This is a genomic window from Phenylobacterium sp., assembly GCF_031412415.1.
Taxonomy (GTDB): Bacteria; Pseudomonadota; Alphaproteobacteria; order Caulobacterales; family Caulobacteraceae; genus Phenylobacterium.
In genome coordinates, this window is sequence record NZ_JANOCX010000084.1 from 1 (window position 1) to 22,205 (window position 22,205).

26 protein-coding genes and 1 pseudogene are annotated in these 22,205 nt (G+C 67.9%); 11 read left to right on the forward strand and 16 right to left on the reverse strand.

Going from position 1 to position 22,205, the window contains the following annotated elements; all coding sequences use genetic code 11:
• Positions 1-146: 146 nt before the first annotated feature.
• From RMO04_RS04375 to RMO04_RS04390, 4 genes are all read right to left on the reverse strand, one after another.
• A complete protein-coding gene (locus RMO04_RS04375; protein ID WP_309643575.1) occupies positions 147-320 on the reverse strand; it encodes a DUF1328 domain-containing protein in 174 nt (57 codons plus the stop codon).
• A 15-nt stretch (positions 321-335) separates the two neighbouring features.
• Positions 336-1,019, reverse strand: a complete 684-nt coding sequence (locus RMO04_RS04380; protein ID WP_309643576.1) for a superoxide dismutase — start codon at positions 1,017-1,019, stop codon at positions 336-338.
• Positions 1,020-1,090: 71 nt separating this feature from the next.
• Positions 1,091-1,483: a hypothetical protein gene (locus tag RMO04_RS04385; protein ID WP_309643577.1), complete on the reverse strand. Its 393-nt coding sequence runs from the start codon at positions 1,481-1,483 to the stop codon at positions 1,091-1,093.
• Positions 1,480-1,803: a glycine zipper domain-containing protein gene (locus RMO04_RS04390; RefSeq protein WP_309643578.1), complete on the reverse strand. Its 324-nt coding sequence runs from the start codon at positions 1,801-1,803 to the stop codon at positions 1,480-1,482. The genes RMO04_RS04385 and RMO04_RS04390 overlap by 4 nt, the downstream gene beginning before the upstream one ends.
• Positions 1,804-1,994: 191 nt before the next feature.
• Here RMO04_RS04390 and RMO04_RS04395 point away from each other — a divergent pair, with 191 nt between their 5' ends.
• Entirely contained in the window at positions 1,995-3,410 is a 1,416-nt protein-coding gene (locus tag RMO04_RS04395; RefSeq protein WP_309643579.1) for an HWE histidine kinase domain-containing protein, read from the forward strand.
• Here the strand turns inward: RMO04_RS04395 and RMO04_RS04400 are convergent.
• Both RMO04_RS04400 and RMO04_RS04405 read right to left on the reverse strand, forming a co-directional pair.
• The gene (locus tag RMO04_RS04400) at positions 3,407-4,204 is read right to left on the reverse strand and encodes an alpha/beta hydrolase (protein WP_309643580.1); all 798 of its coding nucleotides are present in this window, start codon (positions 4,202-4,204) and stop codon (positions 3,407-3,409) included. The two genes, RMO04_RS04395 and RMO04_RS04400, sit on opposite strands and share 4 nt — an antisense overlap.
• Positions 4,204-4,656 carry a MarR family transcriptional regulator gene (locus RMO04_RS04405; RefSeq protein ID WP_309643581.1) on the reverse strand — a complete coding sequence of 151 codons (453 nt, stop codon included), beginning with the start codon at positions 4,654-4,656 and terminating at the stop codon, positions 4,204-4,206. Before RMO04_RS04405 ends, RMO04_RS04400 begins: the two co-directional genes overlap by 1 nt.
• A 101-nt stretch (positions 4,657-4,757) precedes the next feature.
• Here RMO04_RS04405 and RMO04_RS04410 point away from each other — a divergent pair, with 101 nt between their 5' ends.
• Complete coding sequence (locus RMO04_RS04410; RefSeq protein WP_309643582.1) at positions 4,758-5,729, forward strand: aldo/keto reductase; 972 nt, start codon at positions 4,758-4,760, stop codon at positions 5,727-5,729.
• A complete protein-coding gene (locus RMO04_RS04415) occupies positions 5,726-6,577 on the forward strand; it encodes an SDR family NAD(P)-dependent oxidoreductase (RefSeq protein WP_309643583.1) in 852 nt (283 codons plus the stop codon). Before RMO04_RS04410 ends, RMO04_RS04415 begins: the two co-directional genes overlap by 4 nt.
• Here the strand turns inward: RMO04_RS04415 and RMO04_RS04420 are convergent.
• On the reverse strand, positions 6,574-7,206 hold the full coding sequence (locus RMO04_RS04420) for a COQ9 family protein (RefSeq protein ID WP_309643584.1): 633 nt from the start codon (positions 7,204-7,206) through the stop codon (positions 6,574-6,576). The two genes, RMO04_RS04415 and RMO04_RS04420, sit on opposite strands and share 4 nt — an antisense overlap.
• Before the next feature lie 177 nt (positions 7,207-7,383).
• Between RMO04_RS04420 and rpsU the strand changes: the two genes are divergently transcribed.
• The 3 genes from rpsU to folP all read left to right on the forward strand — a co-directional run bounded on the left by rpsU (position 7,384) and on the right by folP (position 10,577).
• Positions 7,384-7,620: a 30S ribosomal protein S21 gene (gene rpsU, locus RMO04_RS04425; RefSeq protein WP_309643599.1), complete on the forward strand. Its 237-nt coding sequence runs from the start codon at positions 7,384-7,386 to the stop codon at positions 7,618-7,620.
• Between the two features lie 191 nt (positions 7,621-7,811).
• On the forward strand, positions 7,812-9,689 hold the full coding sequence (gene ftsH, locus RMO04_RS04430) for an ATP-dependent zinc metalloprotease FtsH (RefSeq protein WP_309643585.1): 1,878 nt from the start codon (positions 7,812-7,814) through the stop codon (positions 9,687-9,689).
• A 75-nt stretch (positions 9,690-9,764) separates the two neighbouring features.
• Positions 9,765-10,577 (forward strand): dihydropteroate synthase, encoded by an 813-nt coding sequence (gene folP / locus RMO04_RS04435; protein WP_309643586.1) that lies wholly within the window; start codon positions 9,765-9,767, stop codon positions 10,575-10,577.
• On the opposite strand, the gene RMO04_RS04440 is transcribed toward folP, so the two are convergent.
• From RMO04_RS04440 to RMO04_RS04455, 4 genes are read right to left on the reverse strand one after another with little or no spacing between them, the layout of a single operon-like run.
• Positions 10,565-11,320 carry a hypothetical protein gene (locus RMO04_RS04440; RefSeq protein ID WP_309643587.1) on the reverse strand — a complete coding sequence of 252 codons (756 nt, stop codon included), beginning with the start codon at positions 11,318-11,320 and terminating at the stop codon, positions 10,565-10,567. The two genes, folP and RMO04_RS04440, sit on opposite strands and share 13 nt — an antisense overlap.
• A 2-nt stretch (positions 11,321-11,322) precedes the next feature.
• Positions 11,323-12,063, reverse strand: coding sequence for an SDR family oxidoreductase (locus RMO04_RS04445; RefSeq protein WP_309643588.1), 741 nt, complete (start codon positions 12,061-12,063; stop codon positions 11,323-11,325).
• A gap of 23 nt (positions 12,064-12,086) precedes the next feature.
• Positions 12,087-12,578 (reverse strand): SRPBCC family protein, encoded by a 492-nt coding sequence (locus RMO04_RS04450; RefSeq protein ID WP_309643589.1) that lies wholly within the window; start codon positions 12,576-12,578, stop codon positions 12,087-12,089.
• Positions 12,575-12,877: a metalloregulator ArsR/SmtB family transcription factor gene (locus tag RMO04_RS04455; RefSeq protein ID WP_309643590.1), complete on the reverse strand. Its 303-nt coding sequence runs from the start codon at positions 12,875-12,877 to the stop codon at positions 12,575-12,577. Before RMO04_RS04455 ends, RMO04_RS04450 begins: the two co-directional genes overlap by 4 nt.
• Before the next feature lie 108 nt (positions 12,878-12,985).
• Between RMO04_RS04455 and thiD the strand changes: the two genes are divergently transcribed.
• On the forward strand, positions 12,986-13,792 hold the full coding sequence (gene thiD, locus RMO04_RS04460) for a bifunctional hydroxymethylpyrimidine kinase/phosphomethylpyrimidine kinase (RefSeq protein ID WP_309643591.1): 807 nt from the start codon (positions 12,986-12,988) through the stop codon (positions 13,790-13,792).
• The gene (locus RMO04_RS04465; protein ID WP_309643592.1) at positions 13,789-14,358 is read left to right on the forward strand and encodes a nucleotidyltransferase family protein; all 570 of its coding nucleotides are present in this window, start codon (positions 13,789-13,791) and stop codon (positions 14,356-14,358) included. Before thiD ends, RMO04_RS04465 begins: the two co-directional genes overlap by 4 nt.
• Here the strand turns inward: RMO04_RS04465 and RMO04_RS04470 are convergent.
• From RMO04_RS04470 to RMO04_RS04485, 4 genes are all read right to left on the reverse strand, one after another.
• Complete coding sequence (locus RMO04_RS04470; protein WP_309643593.1) at positions 14,355-14,798, reverse strand: GNAT family N-acetyltransferase; 444 nt, start codon at positions 14,796-14,798, stop codon at positions 14,355-14,357. The genes RMO04_RS04465 and RMO04_RS04470 overlap by 4 nt on opposite strands.
• A gap of 8 nt (positions 14,799-14,806) precedes the next feature.
• Positions 14,807-16,504, reverse strand: coding sequence for an ATP-binding protein (locus tag RMO04_RS04475; protein ID WP_309643594.1), 1,698 nt, complete (start codon positions 16,502-16,504; stop codon positions 14,807-14,809).
• Positions 16,505-16,662: 158 nt separating this feature from the next.
• Positions 16,663-17,292 (reverse strand): hypothetical protein, encoded by a 630-nt coding sequence (locus RMO04_RS21155; RefSeq protein WP_405041462.1) that lies wholly within the window; start codon positions 17,290-17,292, stop codon positions 16,663-16,665.
• A gap of 219 nt (positions 17,293-17,511) precedes the next feature.
• Positions 17,512-19,419: an ATP-binding protein gene (locus RMO04_RS04485; protein ID WP_309643595.1), complete on the reverse strand. Its 1,908-nt coding sequence runs from the start codon at positions 19,417-19,419 to the stop codon at positions 17,512-17,514.
• Positions 19,420-19,681: 262 nt separating this feature from the next.
• Between RMO04_RS04485 and RMO04_RS04490 the strand changes: the two genes are divergently transcribed.
• Both RMO04_RS04490 and RMO04_RS04495 read left to right on the forward strand, forming a co-directional pair.
• The gene (locus RMO04_RS04490; RefSeq protein WP_309643596.1) at positions 19,682-20,005 is read left to right on the forward strand and encodes a hypothetical protein; all 324 of its coding nucleotides are present in this window, start codon (positions 19,682-19,684) and stop codon (positions 20,003-20,005) included.
• Between the two features lie 62 nt (positions 20,006-20,067).
• Entirely contained in the window at positions 20,068-20,496 is a 429-nt protein-coding gene (locus RMO04_RS04495) for a hypothetical protein (protein ID WP_309643597.1), read from the forward strand.
• Here RMO04_RS04495 and RMO04_RS04500 read toward each other — a convergent pair.
• A complete protein-coding gene (locus RMO04_RS04500; RefSeq protein WP_309643598.1) occupies positions 20,493-21,386 on the reverse strand; it encodes a DMT family transporter in 894 nt (297 codons plus the stop codon). The two genes, RMO04_RS04495 and RMO04_RS04500, sit on opposite strands and share 4 nt — an antisense overlap.
• A gap of 173 nt (positions 21,387-21,559) precedes the next feature.
• On the opposite strand from RMO04_RS04500, the pseudogene RMO04_RS04505 reads away from it, so the two are divergent.
• A pseudogene (locus tag RMO04_RS04505) lies at positions 21,560-22,205 on the forward strand (phosphoserine aminotransferase); the annotation flags it as partial.

The window sequence follows — 22,205 nt, forward strand, 5'->3', positions numbered from 1 at the left end:
GGTCGACGCGCGGGAAATTCACGTCAAGGCCCAGGCGTGGACGCGTTCGCACTTCGAAACGACCCGGACCTGGTCGCTGGACCGCAGGCAGTAGAACGCCCGCCTTCCGGGGGAAGGCGGGCGCTAGGCAGTTCGTCGAATGGCGTCTAGAGCGCGCCGCGCCCTCGAACCAGGTGCATGACAAGCGAAACCACGAACAACACCAGGAACACGAAGAACAAGATCTTCGCGATGGCCATGGCGCCACCCGCGATCGACGTGAACCCAAGAACACCGGCGATCAGAGCGACCACCAAGAAAGTCAAAGCCCAACCTAGCATAGTCGATCCTCCGAATTATCGTCCCAGGTCCGAACGCGTCTTGGCGACTCCCGTTCCCGAAGACGCAATCGGTTCCGGATGTCGCCAGATTTCGCCCTCGCCCAACGCGGCGGCGTACTGATCAGCGGCGAAGGCCCAGCTCGGCAGGGCGTCGAACCAGGCCTCGAGGAAGGCCTTCCGGTCGTTCTTGTGGTCCAGGTAGTAGGCGTGTTCCCAGAGGTCGCAGACCAGCAGCGGCGTCAGCCCCTTGTGGGTCAGCAGGTCATCGCCGTCATGGGTGTCGACCAACTTCAGGGTCTCGCCGTCCGCCGCCAGCCAGACCCAGCCGGACCCGAAATGGCCCGCACCCAGTTCGACGAACTTGGCCTTGAGATCCGCCATGCCGCCGAAATCGCGGTCGATCGCCTTGGCGAGATCGACGGCCGGAGCCTGACCCTTGGGGGTCATGCAGGTCCAGAAGAAGGTGTGATTCCAAAGCTGAGCGGCGTTGTTGAACAGCTTTTTCTGCGCCGCGTCGCTCGCCGCCCGGCGGACGACGTCCTCCAGGCTGGTGAAATCGGCCTTCGCCTCGGTGAGAAGCTCGTTCGTCGTGTCGACGTACTTCTGATGATGCTTTTCGTGATGCAGATGCATGGTCGCGCGACCGATCACCGGCTCCAGGGCGGCGTGATCGTAGGGCAGGGGCGGGAGCTGGAACATGGGATATCCTGGGGAAGCGCGGGCGCCGGCCCGCTGTCTCCTGGGAAACCCCTCGCGGCGCGATTGGTTCGCTACTTCTTGGAGGCGCGCCCGGCCATGACCGCCGAGAGGACGGCGGCGGTGATCTTCGGGTTCTTCAGCGCCACGGCCGCCGCGGCGACCACCACGCCGGCGGCCACCCATGGCTTGTCACGGGCCAGTTCGAACATGCGCGAGGTCAGGTCTTTCTCCTGGCCGACGGCGTGCAGCGCCTTGGGCGGGTTGGCGCGGATCAGCAGGAACGCCGACAGCAGGCCCATGAGGACCACCGCGGCGCCGGCGACGATCACGGCGGCCCACGCCGGACCGACCGAGGGTTCGACCGCCGCGTGCAGCGCCATGGCCAGGGCGACCACGCAAACGACCGCCGCCGCGGCGAGCGCGGCGACGGCGACGGCGTAATAGGCCGCTTTCTTCAGGATCAACGCTTGCGGCCGCTGGCCAGCAGGAGACCGATCAGCAGGCCAGCGCCCAGGGCGGCGCCCGCGGCGATGAGCGGGCGTTCCTTGACGCGCTCGACGACGTAGCGCTGGGCTTCGTCGATGTGCTGGCCGGCGTTGTCGGCATAGGTGCGCGATTGGGCGCGAACCTGCTCCAAGCCTTCGGCGACGACTTTTTCGAAGCGCTTCGCCGCGTCGTTGAAGCTGCGCTGGGCCTCGGCCGACAGCTTGGAAGCGGTGTCGGTGACGGAATTGCTCGCGGCGCGGGCTTCGTCGACGGCGTGATCGATGGCGTTCGTGCCCATGAGGGTGCTCTCCAGATATTCGGCAGGCCTCAAGAAGACCTTGAGTGCGCTGAGGCGTCACAGCCCAAACGCCGCACATATTAGGCGGTTCCGACGTTCGGCGGAAGCCGCCAGGCGGACCTTCATCAAAAGGTTGGATGCAACCGTTGGTTCCTGTCGCTTCCCATCGATCCCGGCTTTAAGGTGCCGTCATGGCGACGACCGCCTCCGAAACCAATCTTGACAGGGACCGCCTGGAACTGGCGCTACAATCGGCGCGCCTGGGCGAGTACGAGTGGGATCTGGTGCGCGACATCTTCTGCGTCAGCGCGCGGATGGCGGCGGTCACGGGTCTCCCGGTAGGTGACTGGCCGGCGGGCGGCGGCGAGCTGCTCTACAGCGGGCTGCACCCCGAAGATCGCGAATCCACGCGCAGAACCATGGAAGAATCCATGCGCGCGACCGGACGGTTCGAGACCGAGTATCGCCGCATCCGCGACGACGATGGCCGTACGGTCTGGATGCGCTCGTCGGGTCTCCTGGTGCGCGACGCCGACGGTCGCGCGATCAAGGTCTGCGGCGTCGTGCAGGACGTCAGCGACCGGCATCTGGAGGAAGAACGGCGCCGGACCTTGATGTCCGAGCTGGACCACCGCGTGAAGAACGTGCTGGCCACGGTCCAGGCCCTGGCCTTCCAGACCGCCAAGCGCACCACGTCCCTCGACAGTTTCCTGGCCACCTTCGCCGGACGGTTGAAGGCCATGGGCTCGGCCAACGAACTTTTGACTGCGGCGCGCTGGCGGGGCGCGGCCATCGGCCATCTGGCCGCCGCCGAGCTGGGCGGCCTCGCGCCGCATCAGACGCGGTGGGACGGGCCGGAACTGTTCCTGACCCCGCGCGCCGCCAACGCGCTTTCGCTGGCCCTGCATGAACTGGCCACCAATGCGGTGAAGTTCGGGGCCCTGTCGACCGAGACCGGCCGCGTGGACCTGCGTTGGTCGCGTATCGCCGACGGCGGATTCGAACTGTTCTGGACCGAGAGCGGCGGCCCGTCGGTGACGCCGCCGATCCGCAAGGGGTTCGGGTCCACCCTGCTGGCCCAGGTCACCGGCCGCGAGCTGAATGGCGAGACCGAAGTCGAGTACCGGCGCGGCGGCGTGCGGGTGCGGCTGCGCGCCAGCGCCGCGGCGGTGGTCGAGCGTCCGGAGCAGGTGCCCGAGGCGCCGGTGCGCCAGGCGGTCGAGACGGTCTCCCACCCCACCGGCCCCACCGACCTGACCGGCGCGCGCGTGCTGATCGTGGAGGATGCGGTGCTGCTGGCCCTGGAGCTGGAGACCGGTCTGGCGGACGCGGGGGCCGAGGTTATCGGGCCCGCCTACGAACTCTCCGAGGCCATGGCCTTGCTGGACCAGCAGATCGACGCCGCCGTTCTCGACGCCAATCTGAATGGCCTGTCGGTTACACCGGTGGCCGAGGCCCTGGCGGCCCGCGGAATCCCCTTCGTCTTCGCCACGGGCTACGGCGACTCCGCCGGCGCGCCTCTGGGTTTCGACGCGCCCATCATCCGCAAACCCTACGACGTGACCCAGGTGGCCGCGGCCGTGGCGGCCGTGTTGCACGCGCTCTAGGCCTTCAGGAACTCCACCATCGCGGCGACCGCCGTGCGGTCCTGCATCATGAACAGGTGGCCGCCCTCGAAGAACTTGAGCGTCGCGTTCGGAATGCGGGCGGCCATGTTCTCCTGCGCTTGGGGCAAGGCCACACCGTCATAGCGGCCAGCCGCGATCAAAGTCGGGGCGGTGATGTCGCCAAGCCGGTCCCAGGTGTCGTGGTCTCTGCGCGCCTCGAGCTGGCGATGGGCGCCCTGTTTGCGCCCGGGTTCGTCGCCGAAAGGATCGGCCGAGCCCATGGCCACGAGCTGGGCGTAGGTCTCGGTGTGGCCGGCGGCCCAGGCGGCGTCGCGGCGGGTGTCCGAGATCGGGATCAGATGCCTGGCGCGCGCCTCGCCGCTCAGATGTTCGATCTCGTGGAAGGGATAGGAAGCGCCGCCAGCGCCGCCCGGGGAGGTGCAGGCCAAGACCAGACGGTCGACCCGTCCGGGATGACGCAGGGCCAGTTCCTGGGCCACCATGCCGCCGAAGGAAACCCCCACCACATGGGCGGTCTCCCAGCCGACATGCGTCATCAGCGCGGCGGCGTCATCGGCATAGTCGGCCATGGCGTAGCGTATGTCCGGCTTGTCGGATTGACCCAGGCCCCGCTGGTCGTAGGAGAGCAGGTCGAAGGTCTTGGCGAGCGGGCCGTCGAACTGGTTGGGCTTGTTGCGCAGGTCGCCGCCGGTGCCGGAGATGAACAGCAGCCGAGCGCCGTCGCCGGCGCGTTCGAAATAGAGATTCAGGCCATTGGCCTTGGCGATCGGCATCAGTCTTCGTCCCCCTGCGCCACGGCGGCCATCAGACGCACCAGGTGGGCGCGATCTTCCGGCGTCAGCCGCGCCAGCATGCTGCGAGAATTGTCGAGTTGGCCGGTCCGAAGGCGTTCGGCCAGCGCCTGGCCGTCCGGCGTCAGCTCGACCCGCATCACGCGACGGTCGCTGGTCCGGCGCCGGCGGGCCACCAGACCGCGTTTTTCCAGACGGTCCAGGGCCGAGGAGACTGTGGAGTCGGGCGCGCCCAGGGTCTGGGCCAGGCCGCGCACGGTCCAGTCTCCGGGCTCGGCCAGCATCGAGAGCAGGGCGACATCGTTGATGTGCAGGTCGGCATAGGCGCTGCCGGCCAGCAGCCCCGGCTCGAGCTTGAACTGGCGCATCAAGGCGCCGACGGCGGCCGTGAGGGCCTTGGCCTGCGCATCGTCGACCGGGGAGCTGCGAGTCATCGATCTGGAGCCTAGCCGCCGCGACCGCGGCTGTCGCCTTGACAGGAATTCCGAAAGGCGGATATTCCGATCGTCGGAATATATCGTTGGAGGATCGCCTCGTGAAGTCCAATGCGCTCGGTTCGCTTGGCGCGGTCAGCCGCCTGACCCTCGGCGGGGGCGGCATCGGCCAGGCCTGGGGCCTGACCGACCGTGACGAAGCGGTCGCCACGCTCAAGGCCGCGGTCGAGGCCGGGATCGACCTGATCGACACCGCGCCCATGTATCTCAACTGCGAGGCGGTCGTCGGCGAGACCTTTCAAGGCGCGCCGCCGCCTCACGTGAGGTTCACGACCAAGTGCGCCTTGGGCTCGCCGCCGGTCGGAGAAACGGCCGCGCGGCTGGAAGCCTCGCTAGCGGCGACATTGGCGGCCATGCGGCTGGAGCGGATCGACGTCTTCTTCCTGCACTCCAGCATCGCGCCGGACGGCTACGCCTACGCCCATGGCGACGCGCGGCGCGACGCGTTCTCCACCCGTTGGTCGACCTATGTGGATGAGGTGGTCCCAGCCTTCGAGCGGCTGACAGCTCAGGGCCGGATCGGCGCCTGGGGGATCACCGGCATCGGCGTGCCGCAGTCGGTCCTGGCGGCCCTGGAACAACAGCCGAGACCAGCGGTCGCCCAGGTGATCACCAATCTGCTGGACTCCGCCGGCGGCATCCGGCGCTTCGCCGAGCCGGCCGATCCCCGCACCATCCTCGCCGCGGCCACTGCGCGGGGCGTGGGCGTCATGGGCATCCGAGCCGTACAGGCCGGGGCGCTGACTTCGGCCCTCGACCGCGCTGTCTCGCCCAACAACCCGGACGCCAAGGACTATGAGCGCGCCGCGCCCTTTCGGGCGCTGTGCCGCGACTGGGGCGAGGTTCCTGCGGTCGTCGCCCATCGCTATGCTCTGGGCCTGCCCGGCGTCGACACCCTGGTCCTGGGGGTCAAGAACCGGGACGAACTCCAACAGGCGCTGGCGGCGGAGGCGGCCGGACCGCTGGCCGTTGATCAACTCGCGCGCATCGAACAGCTGGGATTGCGGACATGAAGAGCGTCGTCGTCACGGGCGTCTCGACCGGCATAGGCTGGGGCGTCACGAAGGTGCTGATCGCCCAAGGCTTCCGGGTGTTCGGCAGCGTCCGCAAGCAGGCCGACGCCGATCGCCTGCGCCAGGAGTTCGGCGAGCACTATGTCCCGCTGGTCTTTGATGTCACCGACGAGGCCGCTGTTCGCGCTTCCGTGGCCACGGTCGTCGAAGCTCTCGACGGGGAGACCCTGGCCGGTCTGGTCAACAATGCCGGCATGGCGGTGGCGGGCCCGTTGATGAACCTGCCGATCGCCGAGTTCCGGCATCAGATCGAGGTCAACCTGACCGGGGTCGTCACCGTGACCCAGGCCTTCGGACCGCTGTTGTCGACGGGCGAAGGCCGCATCGGAAAGCCTGGCCGGATCGTCAATATCAGCTCGGTGGGCGGGCGCACGGCGACGCCGTTCGTGGGACCCTACAACGCTTCGAAATTCGCGGTGGAAGGCTTGTCGTTGGCCTTGCGGCGGGAACTTCTGCTGTTGGGCGTCGACGTGATCGTCATCGCCCCGGGCGCGGTGGCCACACCGATCTGGGGCAAGGCCAAGGACGAAGACATCCTTCCCTACCGCGACACGCCATTCTATCCGGCTCTGCAGAAGGTCTACGCCTACATGCACGGGCTGGGCGCGAGCGGCCTGCCGCCGGAGGTCATTGGCGAGGCGGTGGCCAAGGCGCTGACCCTGGCCAAGCCCAAGCCGCGCTACACCGTCACCCCCGACCCGTTCCGCAACTTCATGGGCGAGGTGCTGCCCACGCGGGTGTTTGACAAGGTGATCGGTCGCCAGCTCGGGCTGCTGCCCAAGGCCTAGCCGTAGCGGAGCCTCGCCAGCGCTCCGGCCAGGTCCTTCAGCAGGTCGCCGGGTTTCAGCCCGGCCTTCCAGGTCTCGAAGGCCATCACGTTCTCGATGCGCGCGTCGACGAAGGCCATGGCCTCGTCCTTGCCGCCCGACAGCCGGATGGCCAGGGCCGAGGCCAGGATGCCGGCCAGGATCGCGCGCTTGGAATAGTGGTTCTCGTCCGTCGCCGTGTCGCCGGCCCAGCGCCACAGCTTGTCGGCGCTATCCCACAGCAGGCGCGTCGCCAGCGGCAGATGATGGGGCAAGGACAGGTAGCCGGCCCATCTGCGCACCGCCGCCTCGTCCAGCGCCGCGGCGTCCAGACGCGCTTCGACCGCGGCGCGAATCCTGGCGCGGATCTTCAATCCGGTCGGATCGGGCAGGGCGGCCAGGGCCACGGAATCATGTCGCCGCGCCAGCAAGGCCGCGAGGTCGTCGGGCCCGTGAGGCAGCAGAAGTTCGGTCTCGGGCGCCGACAGGCCGCAGTCGAGGCCCGCCGCCCGCACCGTGGGCCAGGTGAAGCCCTGGGTCACGACACGCGTGAGCGCCGCGTCCAGCACCTGTTGCTCGGTTGTCTCAGCCCAGCCGTCTTGGTTCGCCATGGCTTCTTTTAGCGGTCCTTTTTGCGCCTGTCCGCCGTGGACATCCGATTGGGCTTCTGCTATCTGCCCGCCCTCAACTCGAAGGCTCCTAGCCTGCGGGTCACAAGGCTTTTGTCCGTTCGCCGCCGCCTGACCCCAGGATTGGCCGAGCGGGAACGGGTAATAGGAGAGAGACCTCTGGTTCAGATTTTCGTTCGCGACAACAACGTCGATCAGGCCCTCAAGGCGCTGAAGAAGAAGATGCAGCGCGAAGGCTCGTTCCGCGAAATGAAGCGGCACGTGCATTATGAGAAGCCCAGCGAGAAGCGCGCCCGTCAGAAGGCGGAAGCCGTTCGTCGCGCCCGCAAGCTGGCCCGCAAGCGCGCTCAGCGCGAAGGGCTGATCGCCGCGCCGAAGAAGCCCCCTACCCGGTAGGACTTCCTTCAAAGGCTAAGCTTTATAAGGCCGTGCGGGTTCCGCGCGGCCTTTTTGCTTCTTCGGAGCCTGTCCTGGCGCATAATGTGTTCACCGAACCGCGATGTTCGGTCGCGCGGCACGGGCCTTGCTGGAGTTTCGGCGTCCGCCCACCTATCTTGGGCAAGTGAGACACTTTTCGAAGGCGCGACATGAACCTACGTAACCTCGCCATCTGGGGCGTTATCGTCGTCGTCCTGATCGGCCTCTACAGCATGATGACCGGCGGCTCGCAGGCCGCGGGCGCTGCTGGCCAGATTTCCTACTCCCAGCTCCTGTCCAAGGTGAGCTCCGGCGAGGTGAAGTCCGCGACGCTTCGCGGCGCCGCCGTCGAGATCAAGGACGGGGCCGGGAAGTCCTTCACGGCCTTGACGCCCAGCAATCAGGAAGAGCTGGTCAAGCGCCTGGAAGCCCAGGGCGCGGACATCGAAGTGAAATCGGCTGGCGGCGGCCTGATGGGCCTGCTGCTCAACAGCCTGCCGATCCTGCTGCTGATCGGGGTCTGGATTTTCTTCATGCGCCAGATGCAGGGCGGGGCTCGCGGCGCCATGGGCTTTGGCAAGTCCAAGGCCAAGATGATGACGGAGAACAAGAACCGCATCACCTTCGATGACGTGGCCGGCGTGGACGAGGCCAAGGAAGAGCTGTCGGAGATCGTCGACTTCCTGAAGGACCCCTCGAAGTTTCAGCGCCTGGGCGGCAAGATCCCCAAGGGCGCGCTGATGGTCGGCCCTCCCGGCACCGGCAAGACCCTGCTGGGCCGCGCCGTCGCGGGCGAGGCGGGCGTGCCGTTCTTCTACATCTCGGGTTCGGACTTCGTGGAAATGTTCGTCGGCGTCGGCGCCAGCCGGGTGCGCGACATGTTCGAGCAGGCCAAGAAGAACAGCCCCTGCATCATCTTCATCGACGAAATCGACGCCGTGGGCCGCCATCGTGGCGCGGGCCTGGGCGGCGGCAACGACGAACGCGAGCAGACCCTCAACCAGCTGCTGGTCGAGATGGATGGCTTCGATCCGTCGGAAGCCATCATCGTCATCGCCTCGACCAACCGTCCCGACGTCCTGGACCCCGCCCTGCTGCGTCCGGGCCGCTTCGACCGTCAGGTCGTGGTGTCGAACCCCGACATCGGCGGCCGTGAACGTATCCTGCGCGTCCACATGAAGAACGTGCCCCTGGCCGCCGACGTGGAAGTGAAGACCGTCGCTCGCGGCACCCCGGGCTTCTCCGGCGCCGACCTGGCCAACCTGGTCAACGAAGCCGCCCTGATGGCCGCGCGGAAGAACCGCCGCATGGTCACCCAGCGCGACTTCGAGGACGCCAAGGACCGCGTCATGATGGGCGCCGAGCGCAAGTCCATGGCCATGACCGACGAGGAAAAGCGCCTCACCGCCTATCACGAGGGCGGCCACGCCCTGCTGGCTCTCAATGTTCCGGCCACCGATCCGGTGCACAAGGCCACGATCATCCCGCGCGGCCGGGCCCTGGGCATGGTCATGCAGCTTCCGGAGCGCGACCAGCTCTCCATGTCCTACGAGCAGATGACCTCGCGCCTGACCATCCTGATGGGCGGCCGGATGGCCGAGGAGCTGATCTTCGGCAAGGACAAGATCACCTCGGGCGCCTCGTCCGACATCGACCAGGCCACTCGCCTGGCCAAGGCCATGGTCACCAAGTGGGGCTTCTCGGAGAAGCTGGGCGTGGTGTCCTACGGCGAGAACCAGGACGAGGTCTTCCTCGGCCACTCGGTGTCGCGCACTCAGAACATCTCGGAAGAGACCGCCAAGCTGATCGACCAGGAGGTCAAGCGCCTCGTCCAGGGCGGCTTCGACGAAGCCCGCCGCATCCTCACGGAAAAGCTGGATGAGCTGCACACCCTGGCCAAGGCGCTGCTGGAATACGAGACCTTGAGCGGCGACGAGATCATCAATGTGCTGAAGGGCGTCGCGCCCAACCGCGAGGACGCCGATATGAAGCGGCCGACCGGTCCTTCGGTCTCGGTCCCGATCTCCCCGCGCCCCGAACCGGCCTGACGCGGCAAGGCTCCACCATTCTCCACGCCCTCCCGATCCTGTATCGGGAGGGCGTTTTCATTTGAGGCGCGCGCGATGGCGAGGATCATGGGGGTGGTCAACCTTACCCCCGACAGCTTCTCGGACGGCGGCCGGTTCCTGGCGCCTGATGCGGCCCTGGCCGGAGCGCTCGCGATGATCCGTGAGGGCGCCGACATCCTCGACGTCGGAGCGGAATCGACCCGCCCCGGCGCGGAGCCTGTCTCGGCCGACGACGAGATCGCTCGACTAGTCCCCCTGATCGAGGCGGTCCGCGCGCAGAGCGATATCGCGATCTCGGTCGACACCATGAAGCCCGACGTCGCGCGCGCGGCCGTCGGGGCGGGCGCCGACATCTGGAACGACGTGACGGCGCTTTCCTTCTCGCCCGAAGCGCCGGCTGTGGCCGCCGAGCTGGGCTGCGAGGTGGTGCTGATGCACATGCAGGGACGGCCCGGCACGATGCAGGCCAATCCCCGCTATGACGACGTGACGGCCGAGGTGACAGCGTTCCTGACGGAGCGTTCCGAGACAGCCATGGCCGCCGGCGTGTCGCGCGAGAAGATATGGCTCGATCCTGGGATCGGCTTCGGCAAGCGGCTGGAGCACAACCTGGCCCTGCTGGCCCACCTCGACGCCGTCGTCGCGCTGGGGTTTCCGGTCCTGCTCGGGGTCAGCCGTAAGCGCTTCATCGCGGCCTTGGAGCCCGCCGCTGAGCCGGCGAGCGCACGGCTGCCGGGCTCGCTGGCCGCGGCCCTGGCCGGTGTGGCCGCCGGCGTGGCCGTGGTTCGGGTGCACGACGTCGCGGCGACGGTTCAGGCGCTGAAGGTCCAGGCGGCCATCGCCGCGGCGCGCGGTCAGACCTCGTAGAAGGCGTAGAAGGTCTCGGCGGGCGCATTCGTCAGCAGGGGGCGCAAGGGGAAGATCAGCCACGGCGCGTCTGGGTCGAGGCGGTCAAGGTTCGCCAGGAAGGCGTCGCGCAAGGCGGGCTTCACGGCCCCGGAGTGCGTCAGGAACTGACCCCAGCTCGACGTCCCGTTCAGCCGCACCTCCCCGGCTTCCGTGCGGGATGCGGCGTAGTCGGCCGGGAACAGCCGGCGATAGGCCTGTGTGTGATAGAGCCATGAGGCGCCGGCGATCGTCTTGGCCTCCGGATGCAGCCGCTTCAGGTGGGCGAACATCCGGGTGAGCTCGGAGCGCCGGGCCAGGGTCTTGGCCTGGGCGAGCGGTCCCGCGCCGTCGGCGCTGTCGCGATTGCTGAAGTGGATGCGGACCACGCCTTCCTTTGGCGGCTCATAGCTGAAGCAGCCAAACTGGATCTGGCTTGCATGGCCTGGCTCATCGGGGGCCGCGGCCAGTTCGGCCATCGTCCAGTCAAGACGGGCTTGCCCGCGCGGCAGGGCCTCAAGTCGTTCAGCGAAACGCAGCCATCCCGGACCGGGCGGCTCCTCGGTCACATTGCCCAGGGCGAGGCGACGGTGGAGGTTGGTGAAACGTCGCGCGGCTTCGCCAAGCGGTTGGCCGCCGCGCTCGGCGACAGCTTCGGCGAAGCGAAGCTGCAGGGCGTAGTAGTCGCGGAAGGCCTCGGCCCGCTCCGCCCTGGCGTCCGTCATCTTCAGCCGCGCCCGATGAACGGCATCTTGGTGGCCATCACCGTCATGAACTGGACGTTGGCGCTGAGCGGCAGACCCGCCATGTAGACCACCGCGTCGGCCACGGCCTGGACGTCCATCATCGGCTCGGGGGCGAAGGTCCCATCGGCCTGGGGCACGCCCTTGGCCATGGCGGCGGTCATCTCGGTGGCGGCGTTGCCGATGTCGATCTGGCCGCAGGCGATATCGTAGGCCCGCCCATCCAGGGACGCCGAGCGCGTCAGCCCGGTGATGGCGTGCTTGGTGGCGGTATAGGCCACTGAATAGGGCCTGGGGACATGGGCCGAGATCGAGCCGTTGTTGATGATCCGGCCGCCGCGCGGGTCCTGGCCCTTCATTATACGGAACGCCCCCCGCGTGCAGAGGAAGGCGCCGGTCAGGTTCACGTCGACCACCCGCTTCCAGGCCTCGAGAGAGAGGTCTTCCAGCCGCCCGCCCGCCCCAGCGCCGGCGTTGTTGAACAACAGGTCCAGGCGGCCGTGGGCGGCCTGCGTCGCGGCGAAGAGGGCGTCGACCTGGCCTTCGTCCGAGATGTCGGTGGGAACGACCAGGGTGCGGTCCGGGGCGTGAGCCGAGGTAGCCTCGAGCTGTTCGGCCCGACGGCCGGCGAGAACCACCTTCCAGCCGGCGTCCAGCAACCCCAGCGCCGCGGCGCGTCCGATCCCCGAGCCCGCGCCGGTGACGAGTGCGATCCTGTCTGTCATGGGCGCAGGTTAGCAGGGCGCGCTCAGAGCGGAAGCTGGTCCTTGTAGAGTTCCAGCAGCTCGTCCTCGCGGGCCTGGGTCCAGGCTGTCCGCGCGCCGTCCGCCGCGCCGGCGATGCCCTCCAGATGCGTGTGCCAGCCCCCCACTACGCCGCTGGCGACCTTCCGGGAGAGGGCCGTCTGGATGAGGGTGAGGCGGCAGCCCTCACCGTCGGGCTCCAGGGCGATGCGCACCACCGACTGCGGATGCTCGGGGTCAGGCCAAGTATATTCCAGCAGGCGGGACGGCTGCAGGGCGGTGATGACCCCGTTCGTTCCATAGCCGCCTGGGAAGCGCAGCCGATAGTGGCCGCCGACCCGGAGGTCCACCTCGGCCTCGGCTAGCCAGTCAGCGATCCGTTCGGGCACGGTGATCGCCGCCCAGACCTTCTCGACTGGCTTGTCGATACGCCGCTCGAACACGACCTCATAGGTGTCGCCGGTGCGGGTCACGGTTCCCATGCGGTCGTCGTTCATTGGTCGCGCTCCAGGTGCCCTTCAAGGGCGTCGAGGTGGTCGGCCCAGAAATGGCGGTAGGGTTTCAGCCAGGCGTCGAGGTCGGCGAGCCTACGCGCCTCCAGCCGGTAGATGCGTTGCTGGCCGTCGGCCCGGACGCTGACTAGGCCAGCCTCGCGAAGGGCCTTCAGGTGCTTGGAGACCCCGGGTTGGCTGAGGTCCATGGCCGCCACCAGCTCTCCGGCCGGACGCTCGCCGGCCCGGAGCAGGTCGAGCAGACGGCGGCGATTGGGTTCGGCCAGGGCTTCGAACGGGCTCATGCCGATATATTCTTATTAAGAAATATAACTGTCAACGCATATAGATTGGAGTGTGGATGACGCGCATATCCCGATGCAATTCGCCCCCGGCCACGCTAGGTGCAGGACATGTCCGAGAACAAAGGCCGCGTGCTGATCATCGCTGGATCCGACTCCGGTGGTGGGGCGGGGATCCAGGCCGACATCAAGACCGTCACGGCCTTGGGCGGCTACGCGGCCACCGCGATCACCGCCGTGACGGTGCAGAACACGCTGGGCGTCACCGGTGTCCACCCAATCCCGGTTGACGTTGTCGAGGCCCAGGCGCGCGCGGTGCTGGACGATATCGGCGCCGATGCGATCAAGACCGGAATGTTGGGCGACGTGGCCATGGTCGAGGCGGTGGCGGCCATCCTCGCGCACGCGGGCGGCGTCCCGGCGGTGATCGACCCGGTCATGGTGGCCAAGGGCGGGGCCAGTCTGCTGGCGTCCGAGGCGATCTCCGCCGTCAGGGCCTTGATGGTTCCACGCGCCGGCTTGCTGACGCCGAACGCGCCGGAGGCCGAGGCCCTGACCGGCCTGACGGTTACGACCACCGACGATCTGCGGCGGGCGGGAGAGGTGCTGCTGAAGCTCGGCGCCCGGGCGGTGCTGATGAAGGGCGGCCATATCGACGGCGCGACCGTGGTCGATGTGCTGATGACCTCGGACGGCGAAACCACCTTTGAAGGCGAGCGGATCGAGACCCGCCACACTCACGGCACCGGCTGTACCCTGGCCTCGGCCTGCGCGGCGGGCCTGGCCCAGGGGATGAGCCTCACCGAGGCCGTGGCGCGGGCCTGGGCCTATGTGCACGAGGCCATGCGCCGGGCCCCGGGCTTCGGCGCCGGGCACGGGCCGTTGGATCATGGCTGGCCGCTGAGAGAAGCGCGATGAGCCGCGACCTGGCCACGCGCCTTGAGGAGATCCTGCGCGCCGCGCCCAGCCTGATGACGGTGATGGAAACGGCGAGGAGGCTCGACCTGCCGGATTGGCTGCTGTTCTCCGGCGCCATCTACCAGCGGGCGGTGAACCACCTGACCGGCCGGGACCCAGACTACGGGATCAAGGACTACGATCTGGCCTATTTCGATCCCGACACCAGCTACGAGGCCGAGGACCTGGTCATCAAGCGGGTGGCCGCCGCCTTCGAGCCGCCCTTGCGCGAGATGGTCGAGGTCCGCAACCAGGCCCGCGTCCACCTGTGGTTCGAGGGCAAGTTCGGCGAACCCTACGCGCCGCTGGCCGCCAGCGCCGAGGCCCTGGAACGCTTCACCAGCACGACCTTCGCGGTTGGCGCGCGGCTGGAGCCGGACGGCCGCATGACCATCGTCGCGCCCTTCGGACTGGATGACATCTTCGCCCTGCGCCTGCGGCCCAACCCCACGCGGCGGACCAACGGCTTCGTGCGCACCGCGCAAGCGGCGCAAGCCCGGTGGCCGGAGTTGAAGATCGAGGCCTAGAGATACCCGCGCCCGCGGATCTCCATCCAGTTGTCGGGAGCAGTCAGCGGGACAAATCCGTACTGGGCGTAGAGCCCGTGAGCGTAGCGGGTCGCCAGGTGCAGGCGGCGGACGCCCTGCATGTCCGGATGATCCCTGAGATAGGCCATCATGGCCTTGCCCAGTCTCTTGCCGCGATGGGCTTCGCTGACGAAGACGTCGCAGATCCAGCCGAAGGTCGCCCGATCAGTGACCACCCGGGCCATGGCGACCATGGCGCCGTCCGGCGCGTAGGCCCCGAGCACCAGGCTGTTGTCCAGGGACTTGTCGAACAGGGCCTTGGGAATGCCGGGCGCCCAGTAGGTCTCGCCTGCGATCCAGCCATGGGCCCGCTCACGATCGAAGCGCGCCGCCTCGTCGCTCAGCACATAGCCGTCCGGCGTGCGGGTCTCATGCGGCATGGCGACCCTCAGGCGGTCAGGGCGACCGGCGCGGCGGTTTCGCCCAGCACCGACTCGATGGCCGCGAACAGTTCGCGCGCTTCCACCGGCTTCATGACGAAGGCGTTCATGCCGACGGCCTTGCAGGCGGCCATCTCCTTGGGTGAAACCGAGGCGGTTAGGGCGATGACCGGGGCGCCGCGATTGGGGCCGGGCTCGGCGCGCAGCCTCCGCACCGCCTCCATCCCGCCTATGCGGGGCATGTTCAGGTCCATCAGCACGAGGTCGAAGGGCTGGGCGGCCAGCTGCTCCAGAGCCTCGACGCCGTCGTGGGCCACGGCGATCTCGACGCAGGCGCCTTGCAGGATCAAGGTGAAGGCGCGCCGGTTCACCTCGTGATCGTCCACGATCAAAAGACGCAGACCCTCGCGATCCTGGGTGTTGTCGATCTCAGGGGTCGGCGCCGAGACGACCGGCAGCGGGATGGTGAGATGAAAGGCGGCGCCCTCGCCAGGCGCGCTCTTCACCCGCAGGTCCCCGCCCATCAGGCGCGCGAGCTCACGGCTGATATTCAGTCCCAACCCAGTGCCGCCATGGGTGCGCGCCACGCTGTCGCTGGCCTGACCATAGGGCGTAAACAGGCGTCCGACCTGATCGGCGTTCATTCCAGGGCCGGTGTCGATCACCGACAGCGTCGCGGGGCCGCCATAGGTCGCGGCGCCGAACTTCAGCGTGACCGAACCCGTGTTGGTGAACTTCAGTGCGTTGGACAGCAGGTTGTTCAGCACCTGGCGCACGCGGGTCGAGTCGCCTTGGACCCAGGCCGGAACCAGGCGCGCGCCTTCCAGCCGGAAGCGCAGACCGCGCCGCCGCGCCTCTGGCGCCCAGAAGCGAGTGGTTTCCAGCATCAGTCGGCGCAGGTCGAAGGGGGTGACCTCCACGCCCATCTTGCCCGCCTCGATCTTGGAGAGGTCGAGCAGGTCGTCCAACAGGGTGCGCATCATCCGCGCCGAGGAGCCGATCAGTTCCAGGTTCGAAGCCCTGTTGGTCGCCCCTTCGGCGCGGCCTGCCTCCGCGGCGCCGGCCAGGATGGCGCTGATGGGGGTGCGCAGCTCGTGGCTGACCATGGCGACGAAGGCCGACTTGGCGGCGTCCGCGGCCTCGGCGCGGGCGCGGGCCTCGCTCTCGGCGATCAGCGCGCGAGCCGCCGAACGCCAGATCATGATGGTGCAACTGACGATCAGGGCCGCGGCGATGGCGAGCGCCACCGCGTGATGCGGCTGGGCGCCGACCGCCAGCGCGGCGAAGGGCATGGCGGCCAGGTAGACCGCGAAAGGCCAGGCGCTGGCCGCGAAGGCCTGGAGCGACTTCTGGCTGGTCAAGGCGGTGTTCAGCAACCCGCCGCACATCAGAACCACGCCGCAGGCCAGGCCCCAGGAGCCGTCCGTGACCGGTCCCATGGCGCCGTAGCCGCCGAAGACAATGGCGTTGACCGACAACAGGGTCAGGCCCGCCCAGGCCGGCAAGTCGCTGCGGCGGCGATGCAGCAGGTGCTCCACGAGCTGGAGGCTCAGATAGACCGCGAACCACGCGAAGGCGAAGGTCCAGCCGACCGTGCTCCCGAAGCCAGCCAGCATCGCGGCGGCCACGCCGACGCGGAAGCGCGCCTGCGACCGACGCGCGGCCAGGACCTCCAGCAGATCGGGTGAAAGGTGGGCGGACGCCATCTTGGCCTTCCAAGTCGGTTGCCGGAGAATGGGCTCGGACCTGCTAACCCCCCGTAAACCGCGGTTCGTTGAGCGCGCACGAAAAAGGGACGGCCGCGAAGCCGTCCCCCTTCCGCTCTCCCGCCCGACAACGAAGCCGTCGCCAGGCAGCCTAGCTCTTAGCGGCGTTGGCCGTAGCCATCGCCATACTGGTCGCGGTCATTGCGCTCCCAGCGGATGCGCGTCGACAGGGTGTCGAAGCGGCGATCCAGATCGCTGCGCTCCCAAGCCGACAGGCCGTTGGCGCGGTAGCGGTTCTCAAGTCGCGCGATGACCTGGAAGTCGGTGCGCAGGCGCATGGCTTCACGGCGGGTGAGCTTGCCGCTCCGGACGCCCTGGTCGATCCGGCGATCGAGTCGTTCCTGGCGCTGGTTGATGCTCATCCAGCCGCCGTTCGGGGCGTTCCAGTTGTCCCAGCGGTCACCGCGGTCACCACGATCCTGACTGTCGTTGCGGTCGTAGCGGATGCGGGCCGACAGAGCGTCGAAGCGGCGCTCAAGGTCGGTGCGTTCCCAGGCCGAGAGGCCGTCGACGCGATAGCGCGACTCCAGTTGGGCCACCTCGCCGAACGCGCCGCGCAGTTCGCGCGCTTCGTCGCGGGTCAGGTCGCCCGAGCGGACGCCGGCGTCGATGCGAGCGTCGAGGTTGGCTTGGCGCTCGTTGATCGAGGTCCAGCCTTGGGCCGAGGCGGCGCCGGCCGACAGGGCCAGAACCGAAACTGCGGCGGCGATAAGGGTGCGGGTCTTCATGACAAAACTCCTTGGGCTCGTATCGTCTCTCTGAGCTCGTTTGGCCTGGCGGTCGGAACGACCGGCGTGGCGATTGGTTCAGAGCGGCGACCGTGGAATGGTCTCCACATCGTCCCGATGACGACGTTGACCCCATAAGGCCACGGCGTACCTGACCCCGATCTGAGGACGCGGTTGTTTGACGTTCATGTTGAAGCGGCGGCCGCGCCGCCGGCGCGGTCAGGCGGCGGCGGTGGCCGAGACCTGCGGCGCGCCGACCGTCGCGGCTTCGCTGAGCGCCCGGCTGATGGCGTCATAGAGCTTGGCGATCTCGATGGGCTTGGCCACGTGGCCGTCCATGCCGGCGGCGAGGTATTCCTCGACCTGGTGCGACAGGGCGTTGGCGGTGAGCGCCACGATGGGCGTGCGCGTGCGGCCATGCTCGGCCTCGGTGGCGCGGATGGCGCGGGCCGAGTCGATGCCGTCCATCACCGGCATCTGGATGTCCATGAGGATTAGGTCATAGCCGCCATCGCGCCAGGCCTCGAAGGCCAGCTTGCCGTCGGCGACGATGTCGATCTCGATGCCGAGCGAGCCCATGACCGCGGCCAGCACCTGCTGGTTGGTCGGGTTGTCCTCGGCGGCCAGCAGGCGGAGCGAGCCTTCTTCGGCGTCGTCCGCCGTGACCTGGACCACGGCGGCCGGCTGGGCGGGGGCCACGCCGCGCTCCAGGGGCAGTTCGACGGTGAACACCGAGCCGCGGCCTTCGCGGCTCTCGACCGAGATCACGCCACCCATCATCTGGGTCAGCTCGCGGCAGATGGCCAGGCCCAGCCCCGTGCCGCCGAACCGGCGGGTGGCGGAGTTGTCGGCTTGGGTGAACTTCTCGAACAGAGCCGCCTGCTTCTCGGCGGCGATGCCGACGCCGGTGTCGCGGACGATCAGGCGCAGGTCGCCGCTGTCGGGGGCGATGTCGAAGGTTGCGCTGACCTCGCCTTGCAGGGTGAACTTGACGGCGTTGGAGAGCAGGTTGCCCACCACCTGACGGATACGATCGGCGTCGCCGCGCCAGGCGCCGCGGGCCTCGTCGGTCACGTCGACCTTCAACGTCAAACCCTTGCGCTGCGCCATGACGGCGAAGCTCTCTCGGGTCGGGGAGATCGCGGCCTCCAGATCGAAGTCGTCGACCAGCAGGGTGAGCTTGCCTGCCTCGATCTTGGACAGGTCCAGCACGTCGTTCAGCACGGCCAGCAAAAGGCCGCCGGATTGGCGGATGACGTCCAGCCGTTCGCGCTGAACCTGGGTGAGGTCGCCCATGGACATGACCTCGGCCATCGCCAGGACACCGTTCAGCGGCGTGCGAATCTCGTGGCTCATATTGGCCAGGAACTGCGATTTCAGGACGTTGGCGGCGTTGGCGGCGTCGCGCGCCTCGACCAGCTCGCGCAGGGTGCGCTGCAGGGCCTGCTCGCGCTCGTCCAGGTTCGCCAGAAGGTGGTTAAAGCTGTCGGTCAAACTGCGGAAAAGAGCGTCGTCGGCCTCAACCTCAACGCGCGCGAAGCTGCCGCTGTTGGCCACGTCATGCATGGCCTCGGACAGTTTCTGGACCGGCGCGATCACCTTGGAGGCGAGTCCGCGCGCCAGGAACAGCGCCACGCCGACGCCGCCGAAGAACAGCGCGCCAGTCAGGGCGACGAACTGCGGGAGCAGGTCGGTAAGCCGCGGCGTTTCGGCCGTCATCACCAGTTCGCCGACCACGATCTCGCCGTGCTTGACCGGCGTGCGGATGACCTCGGTTTCCAGCGCGTCGGTCCCGCCGGCGCGGGCATAGTCGGTCACCGCGCGGCCCTTGGCGTCGAGCAGGCGCGCGGCGATCACCCGATCTGCCCGGGCAAGCGCGGCGACCGAGGCGCGAGCGGCGTCGGAATCCCTTGCCGCCATGGCCGGCGCCGCGGCGCTGGCCGTGATCTCCGACAAGGCGACGTAGCTCTGATGGGTCTGTTCGCGGGCGACCGCCCACTGCTGCAGCATGAAGGTGAGGCAGGCGGCCACCAGCACCACGACGGTGGTGATCAGGGCCACCCCCGCCACACGCGCATGGAAGGTGGCGTGATGGGCCGTGCCGGTCTTGCGAGGCTGGTCGGTCATGGCGCTCGGCGTTCAATCGAGCGTTTTAACTAGGCGATTTCCCCTAACGGTTTGCTTCCACAGCGCCGCTCAGGCCTCGCCTGCAAGGGGAATCGGGCAAATTGTGTTGCCTTTCCGACACAGTCACAACCGGTGCGCGCAGTTGTCGCGGCCAAACATAGTTAACCGAACGTGAATCTATTAGACGGAGCTTAACCTCTGGTTTACCTTGATCCTTGGTAAGTTCATTTCCTCTAAGGGGTCTCCCATGGAAAAGGCGTTTGTGGCGCAGCGCGTCGCGACCAAACTGTTCTCGACGGAAGCGGCTGTCGACCAAGCCATGGTCGAAGCTACCGAACTGATGGCGGATCTCCTGAAGGCCCGTAAGGACGTCAACGCGTCGCTGGTCTTCGCCGACGACGTGCAAGTGAAGCTGATGGACGCGATCAAGTCCCTCAGCGAAGCGCGTTCCTCGATGGTCGCGGTTCACCACGAGCTGGCCGAAGCCAAGCTGCGCCTCGGCGTTCGCGTGAAGATGAACGGCTGGGAACAAAAGACCTTCCTCGGCGCGAAGTCCGAGCCGGCGGTCATGCGCGACGTCGGCTAAGGCCGATTTGGTTGCAATAGTTTAACTGGTGTCGCGTCCCTAATGTGAGTTAGGGGCGCGACATGCTGTTTCTGAACATCATCTTCTGGACGCTCACAGGCTTGACCTGTGGCCTCGCCGTCTGGAAAGGCGGGGACGCCGAACGCTTCGGCGGGGCGCTGATCCTGACCTTCGCGGTCATCTGGGAAGCCACGGGCTTCCTGTCGGACGACATTCGTCCCACCCTGCAACTGGTCTTCGATTTCCTGACCGCGCTCGGCCTGCTGGCTATCGCCGTGCGCTACGCCAGCCTTTGGCTGGGCGGGGTTCTGATGTTCCAGGCCCTGCAGTTCTGCCTGCACTCGTTCTACGTCGTCACCAAGAAGCCGCACGACAACCTGCATGCGGTGGTGAACAACGGTGTCTTCCTGGCGATCCTCACCTGTCTGCTGGTCGGGACCCTGGTGGCCTGGCGTCGCCGTAGCGCGGCCAAGGCCGCGGCCTTGTCCTAGGTTTCCGGTCGCTGGCGCTCCAGTGTCGCCAGCGCCACCCCCCCCAGGATCAGGCCCAGAGCGATGAACGCCATCCAGCTCGGTCGCTCCCCCAGGAATGTCACGCCCACCGCCGTCGCCCACAGCGGCGCCAGATAGATCGACAGCGACACGAACAACGGCCCACGACGCTGGATCAGGAACACCCAGCCGATCGTGGCGAGGCCCGCGGGGAAAATCCCCTGGGCGACAACTGCGATCAGCGCCGGCAGCGGCGGCCAGGCGGGCAGCGGCGCGGTGACCAGGGCCGCGGCCGTGGCGTAGGCCGCTCCCCACAGGGACATCATCAGGGCGCCGGCGGTCGCCGCCACGGCCGGCGCCTGCTTGGTCAAGATATTCGCCACCGCGTAGAGCGCCGCGGCGCCCAAGGCGGCCATCATGGCCACGGCCTCCACGGTCAAGCCACCCATCAGCTTGGGCGCCAGCAGCACGGCCAGGCCGACGAAACCCAGCCCGACGCCGGCGCTGCGCTGCAGGGTCAGGCGGTCTCCGGCGATGAAGACGTGCGCCAGGGCGGCGGTGAAGATCGGCGAGGCGCCGTTGCACATGGCGTTCACCGCCGAGGGCAGGCTCTGGGCGGCATAGGCGAACAGGATGAAGGGCGCGGCCATGCCCACCATCCCGATGACCGCGTAGAATCGCCAGGCCGGGTCGCGTAGGGGCGGCAGCTTCTGACGCTGGATCGCCAGGACCACGGCCAGGGTCGCCACCGCGATCCATAGTCGCAGGGCCGCGTTCCAGACGGGCGAAATGTACTCCACCGCGATCTTCAGCGCGGCGAAGGCCGAGCCCCAGGCGATCACCAGGAAGGCCATCACCAGCCAGTCGATCGGTTGCGGACGGCTTGTCATCCGCCCTTGAGATCACGCTCCGACGCAGGCTCCAAGCGGTCGTGCTGTCAGCTTCGCTCACATCGCGTATCGAAAACTTTCACTTGCCCTTAATCCCAAACCGGCGTTTCTCCGCGCCGGGCCACGCCCCCCCAACGGGGCGCTGCTCATCTGTAAGGATGGGAGACATCGACATGACGACCCTCGCCACGCCGGCAATGCGTCCGGCTCGCCCCGAGTTCTCTTCCGGCCCGTGCGCTAAGCGCCCTGGGTGGAACCCCCAAAATCTCCAGAACGCCGTCCTTGGCCGCTCGCATCGGTCTAAGCCCGGCAAGGCGCGCCTGCAGGAGGCGATCGACCGCACCCGTCAGGTGCTGGAGGTTCCCGACGACTATCTGATCGGCATCGTCGCCGGCTCCGACACCGGCGCCGTCGAGATGGCCATGTGGTCGATGCTGGGCCCCAAGCCGGTTCAGCTGCTGGCCTTCGAGAGCTTCGGCAAGGACTGGGTCACCGACGTGACCAAGCAGCTTAAGCTGCCGGCCGAGGTTTTGGACGCGCCCTACGGCGAACTGCCAGACCTGACCAAGGTGCGGCCCGACGCCGACTTGGTCTTCACCTGGAACGGCACCACCTCGGGCGTCCGGGTTCCCAACGCCGACTTCATCGCCGCCGACCGCGAAGGCATCGTGATCTGCGACGCCACCAGCGCCGCCTTCGCGCAGGACCTGGTGGCGTCGCAGATGGTGATGCCACCAGCGCCGCCTTCGCGCAGGACCTGGATTGGGCCAAGCTCGATGTGGTGACCTTCTCCTGGCAGAAGGCCCTGGGCGGCGAGGG

Excerpts from the sequence above, each read along its gene's own strand:
- RMO04_RS04375 (WP_309643575.1), bottom strand. The coding sequence starts at position 320 with ATGCTAGGTTGGGCTTTGACTTTCTTGGTGGTCGCTCTGATCGCCGGT.
- RMO04_RS04380 (WP_309643576.1), bottom strand. The coding sequence starts at position 1,019 with ATGTTCCAGCTCCCGCCCCTGCCCTACGATCACGCCGCCCTGGAGCCG.
- RMO04_RS04390 (WP_309643578.1), bottom strand. The coding sequence starts at position 1,803 with ATGGGCACGAACGCCATCGATCACGCCGTCGACGAAGCCCGCGCCGCG.
- RMO04_RS04395 (WP_309643579.1), top strand. The coding sequence starts at position 1,995 with ATGGCGACGACCGCCTCCGAAACCAATCTTGACAGGGACCGCCTGGAA.
- RMO04_RS04400 (WP_309643580.1), bottom strand. The coding sequence starts at position 4,204 with ATGCCGATCGCCAAGGCCAATGGCCTGAATCTCTATTTCGAACGCGCC.
- RMO04_RS04405 (WP_309643581.1), bottom strand. The coding sequence starts at position 4,656 with ATGACTCGCAGCTCCCCGGTCGACGATGCGCAGGCCAAGGCCCTCACG.
- RMO04_RS04415 (WP_309643583.1), top strand. The coding sequence starts at position 5,726 with ATGAAGAGCGTCGTCGTCACGGGCGTCTCGACCGGCATAGGCTGGGGC.
- RMO04_RS04420 (WP_309643584.1), bottom strand. The coding sequence starts at position 7,206 with ATGGCGAACCAAGACGGCTGGGCTGAGACAACCGAGCAACAGGTGCTG.
- ftsH (WP_309643585.1), top strand. The coding sequence starts at position 7,812 with ATGAACCTACGTAACCTCGCCATCTGGGGCGTTATCGTCGTCGTCCTG.
- folP (WP_309643586.1), top strand. The coding sequence starts at position 9,765 with ATGGCGAGGATCATGGGGGTGGTCAACCTTACCCCCGACAGCTTCTCG.
- RMO04_RS04440 (WP_309643587.1), bottom strand. The coding sequence starts at position 11,320 with ATGACGGACGCCAGGGCGGAGCGGGCCGAGGCCTTCCGCGACTACTAC.
- RMO04_RS04445 (WP_309643588.1), bottom strand. The coding sequence starts at position 12,063 with ATGACAGACAGGATCGCACTCGTCACCGGCGCGGGCTCGGGGATCGGA.
- RMO04_RS04450 (WP_309643589.1), bottom strand. The coding sequence starts at position 12,578 with ATGAACGACGACCGCATGGGAACCGTGACCCGCACCGGCGACACCTAT.
- RMO04_RS04455 (WP_309643590.1), bottom strand. The coding sequence starts at position 12,877 with ATGAGCCCGTTCGAAGCCCTGGCCGAACCCAATCGCCGCCGTCTGCTC.
- thiD (WP_309643591.1), top strand. The coding sequence starts at position 12,986 with ATGTCCGAGAACAAAGGCCGCGTGCTGATCATCGCTGGATCCGACTCC.
- RMO04_RS04465 (WP_309643592.1), top strand. The coding sequence starts at position 13,789 with ATGAGCCGCGACCTGGCCACGCGCCTTGAGGAGATCCTGCGCGCCGCG.
- RMO04_RS04470 (WP_309643593.1), bottom strand. The coding sequence starts at position 14,798 with ATGCCGCATGAGACCCGCACGCCGGACGGCTATGTGCTGAGCGACGAG.
- RMO04_RS04475 (WP_309643594.1), bottom strand. The coding sequence starts at position 16,504 with ATGGCGTCCGCCCACCTTTCACCCGATCTGCTGGAGGTCCTGGCCGCG.
- RMO04_RS21155 (WP_405041462.1), bottom strand. The coding sequence starts at position 17,292 with ATGAAGACCCGCACCCTTATCGCCGCCGCAGTTTCGGTTCTGGCCCTG.
- RMO04_RS04485 (WP_309643595.1), bottom strand. The coding sequence starts at position 19,419 with ATGACCGACCAGCCTCGCAAGACCGGCACGGCCCATCACGCCACCTTC.
- RMO04_RS04495 (WP_309643597.1), top strand. The coding sequence starts at position 20,068 with ATGCTGTTTCTGAACATCATCTTCTGGACGCTCACAGGCTTGACCTGT.
- RMO04_RS04500 (WP_309643598.1), bottom strand. The coding sequence starts at position 21,386 with ATGACAAGCCGTCCGCAACCGATCGACTGGCTGGTGATGGCCTTCCTG.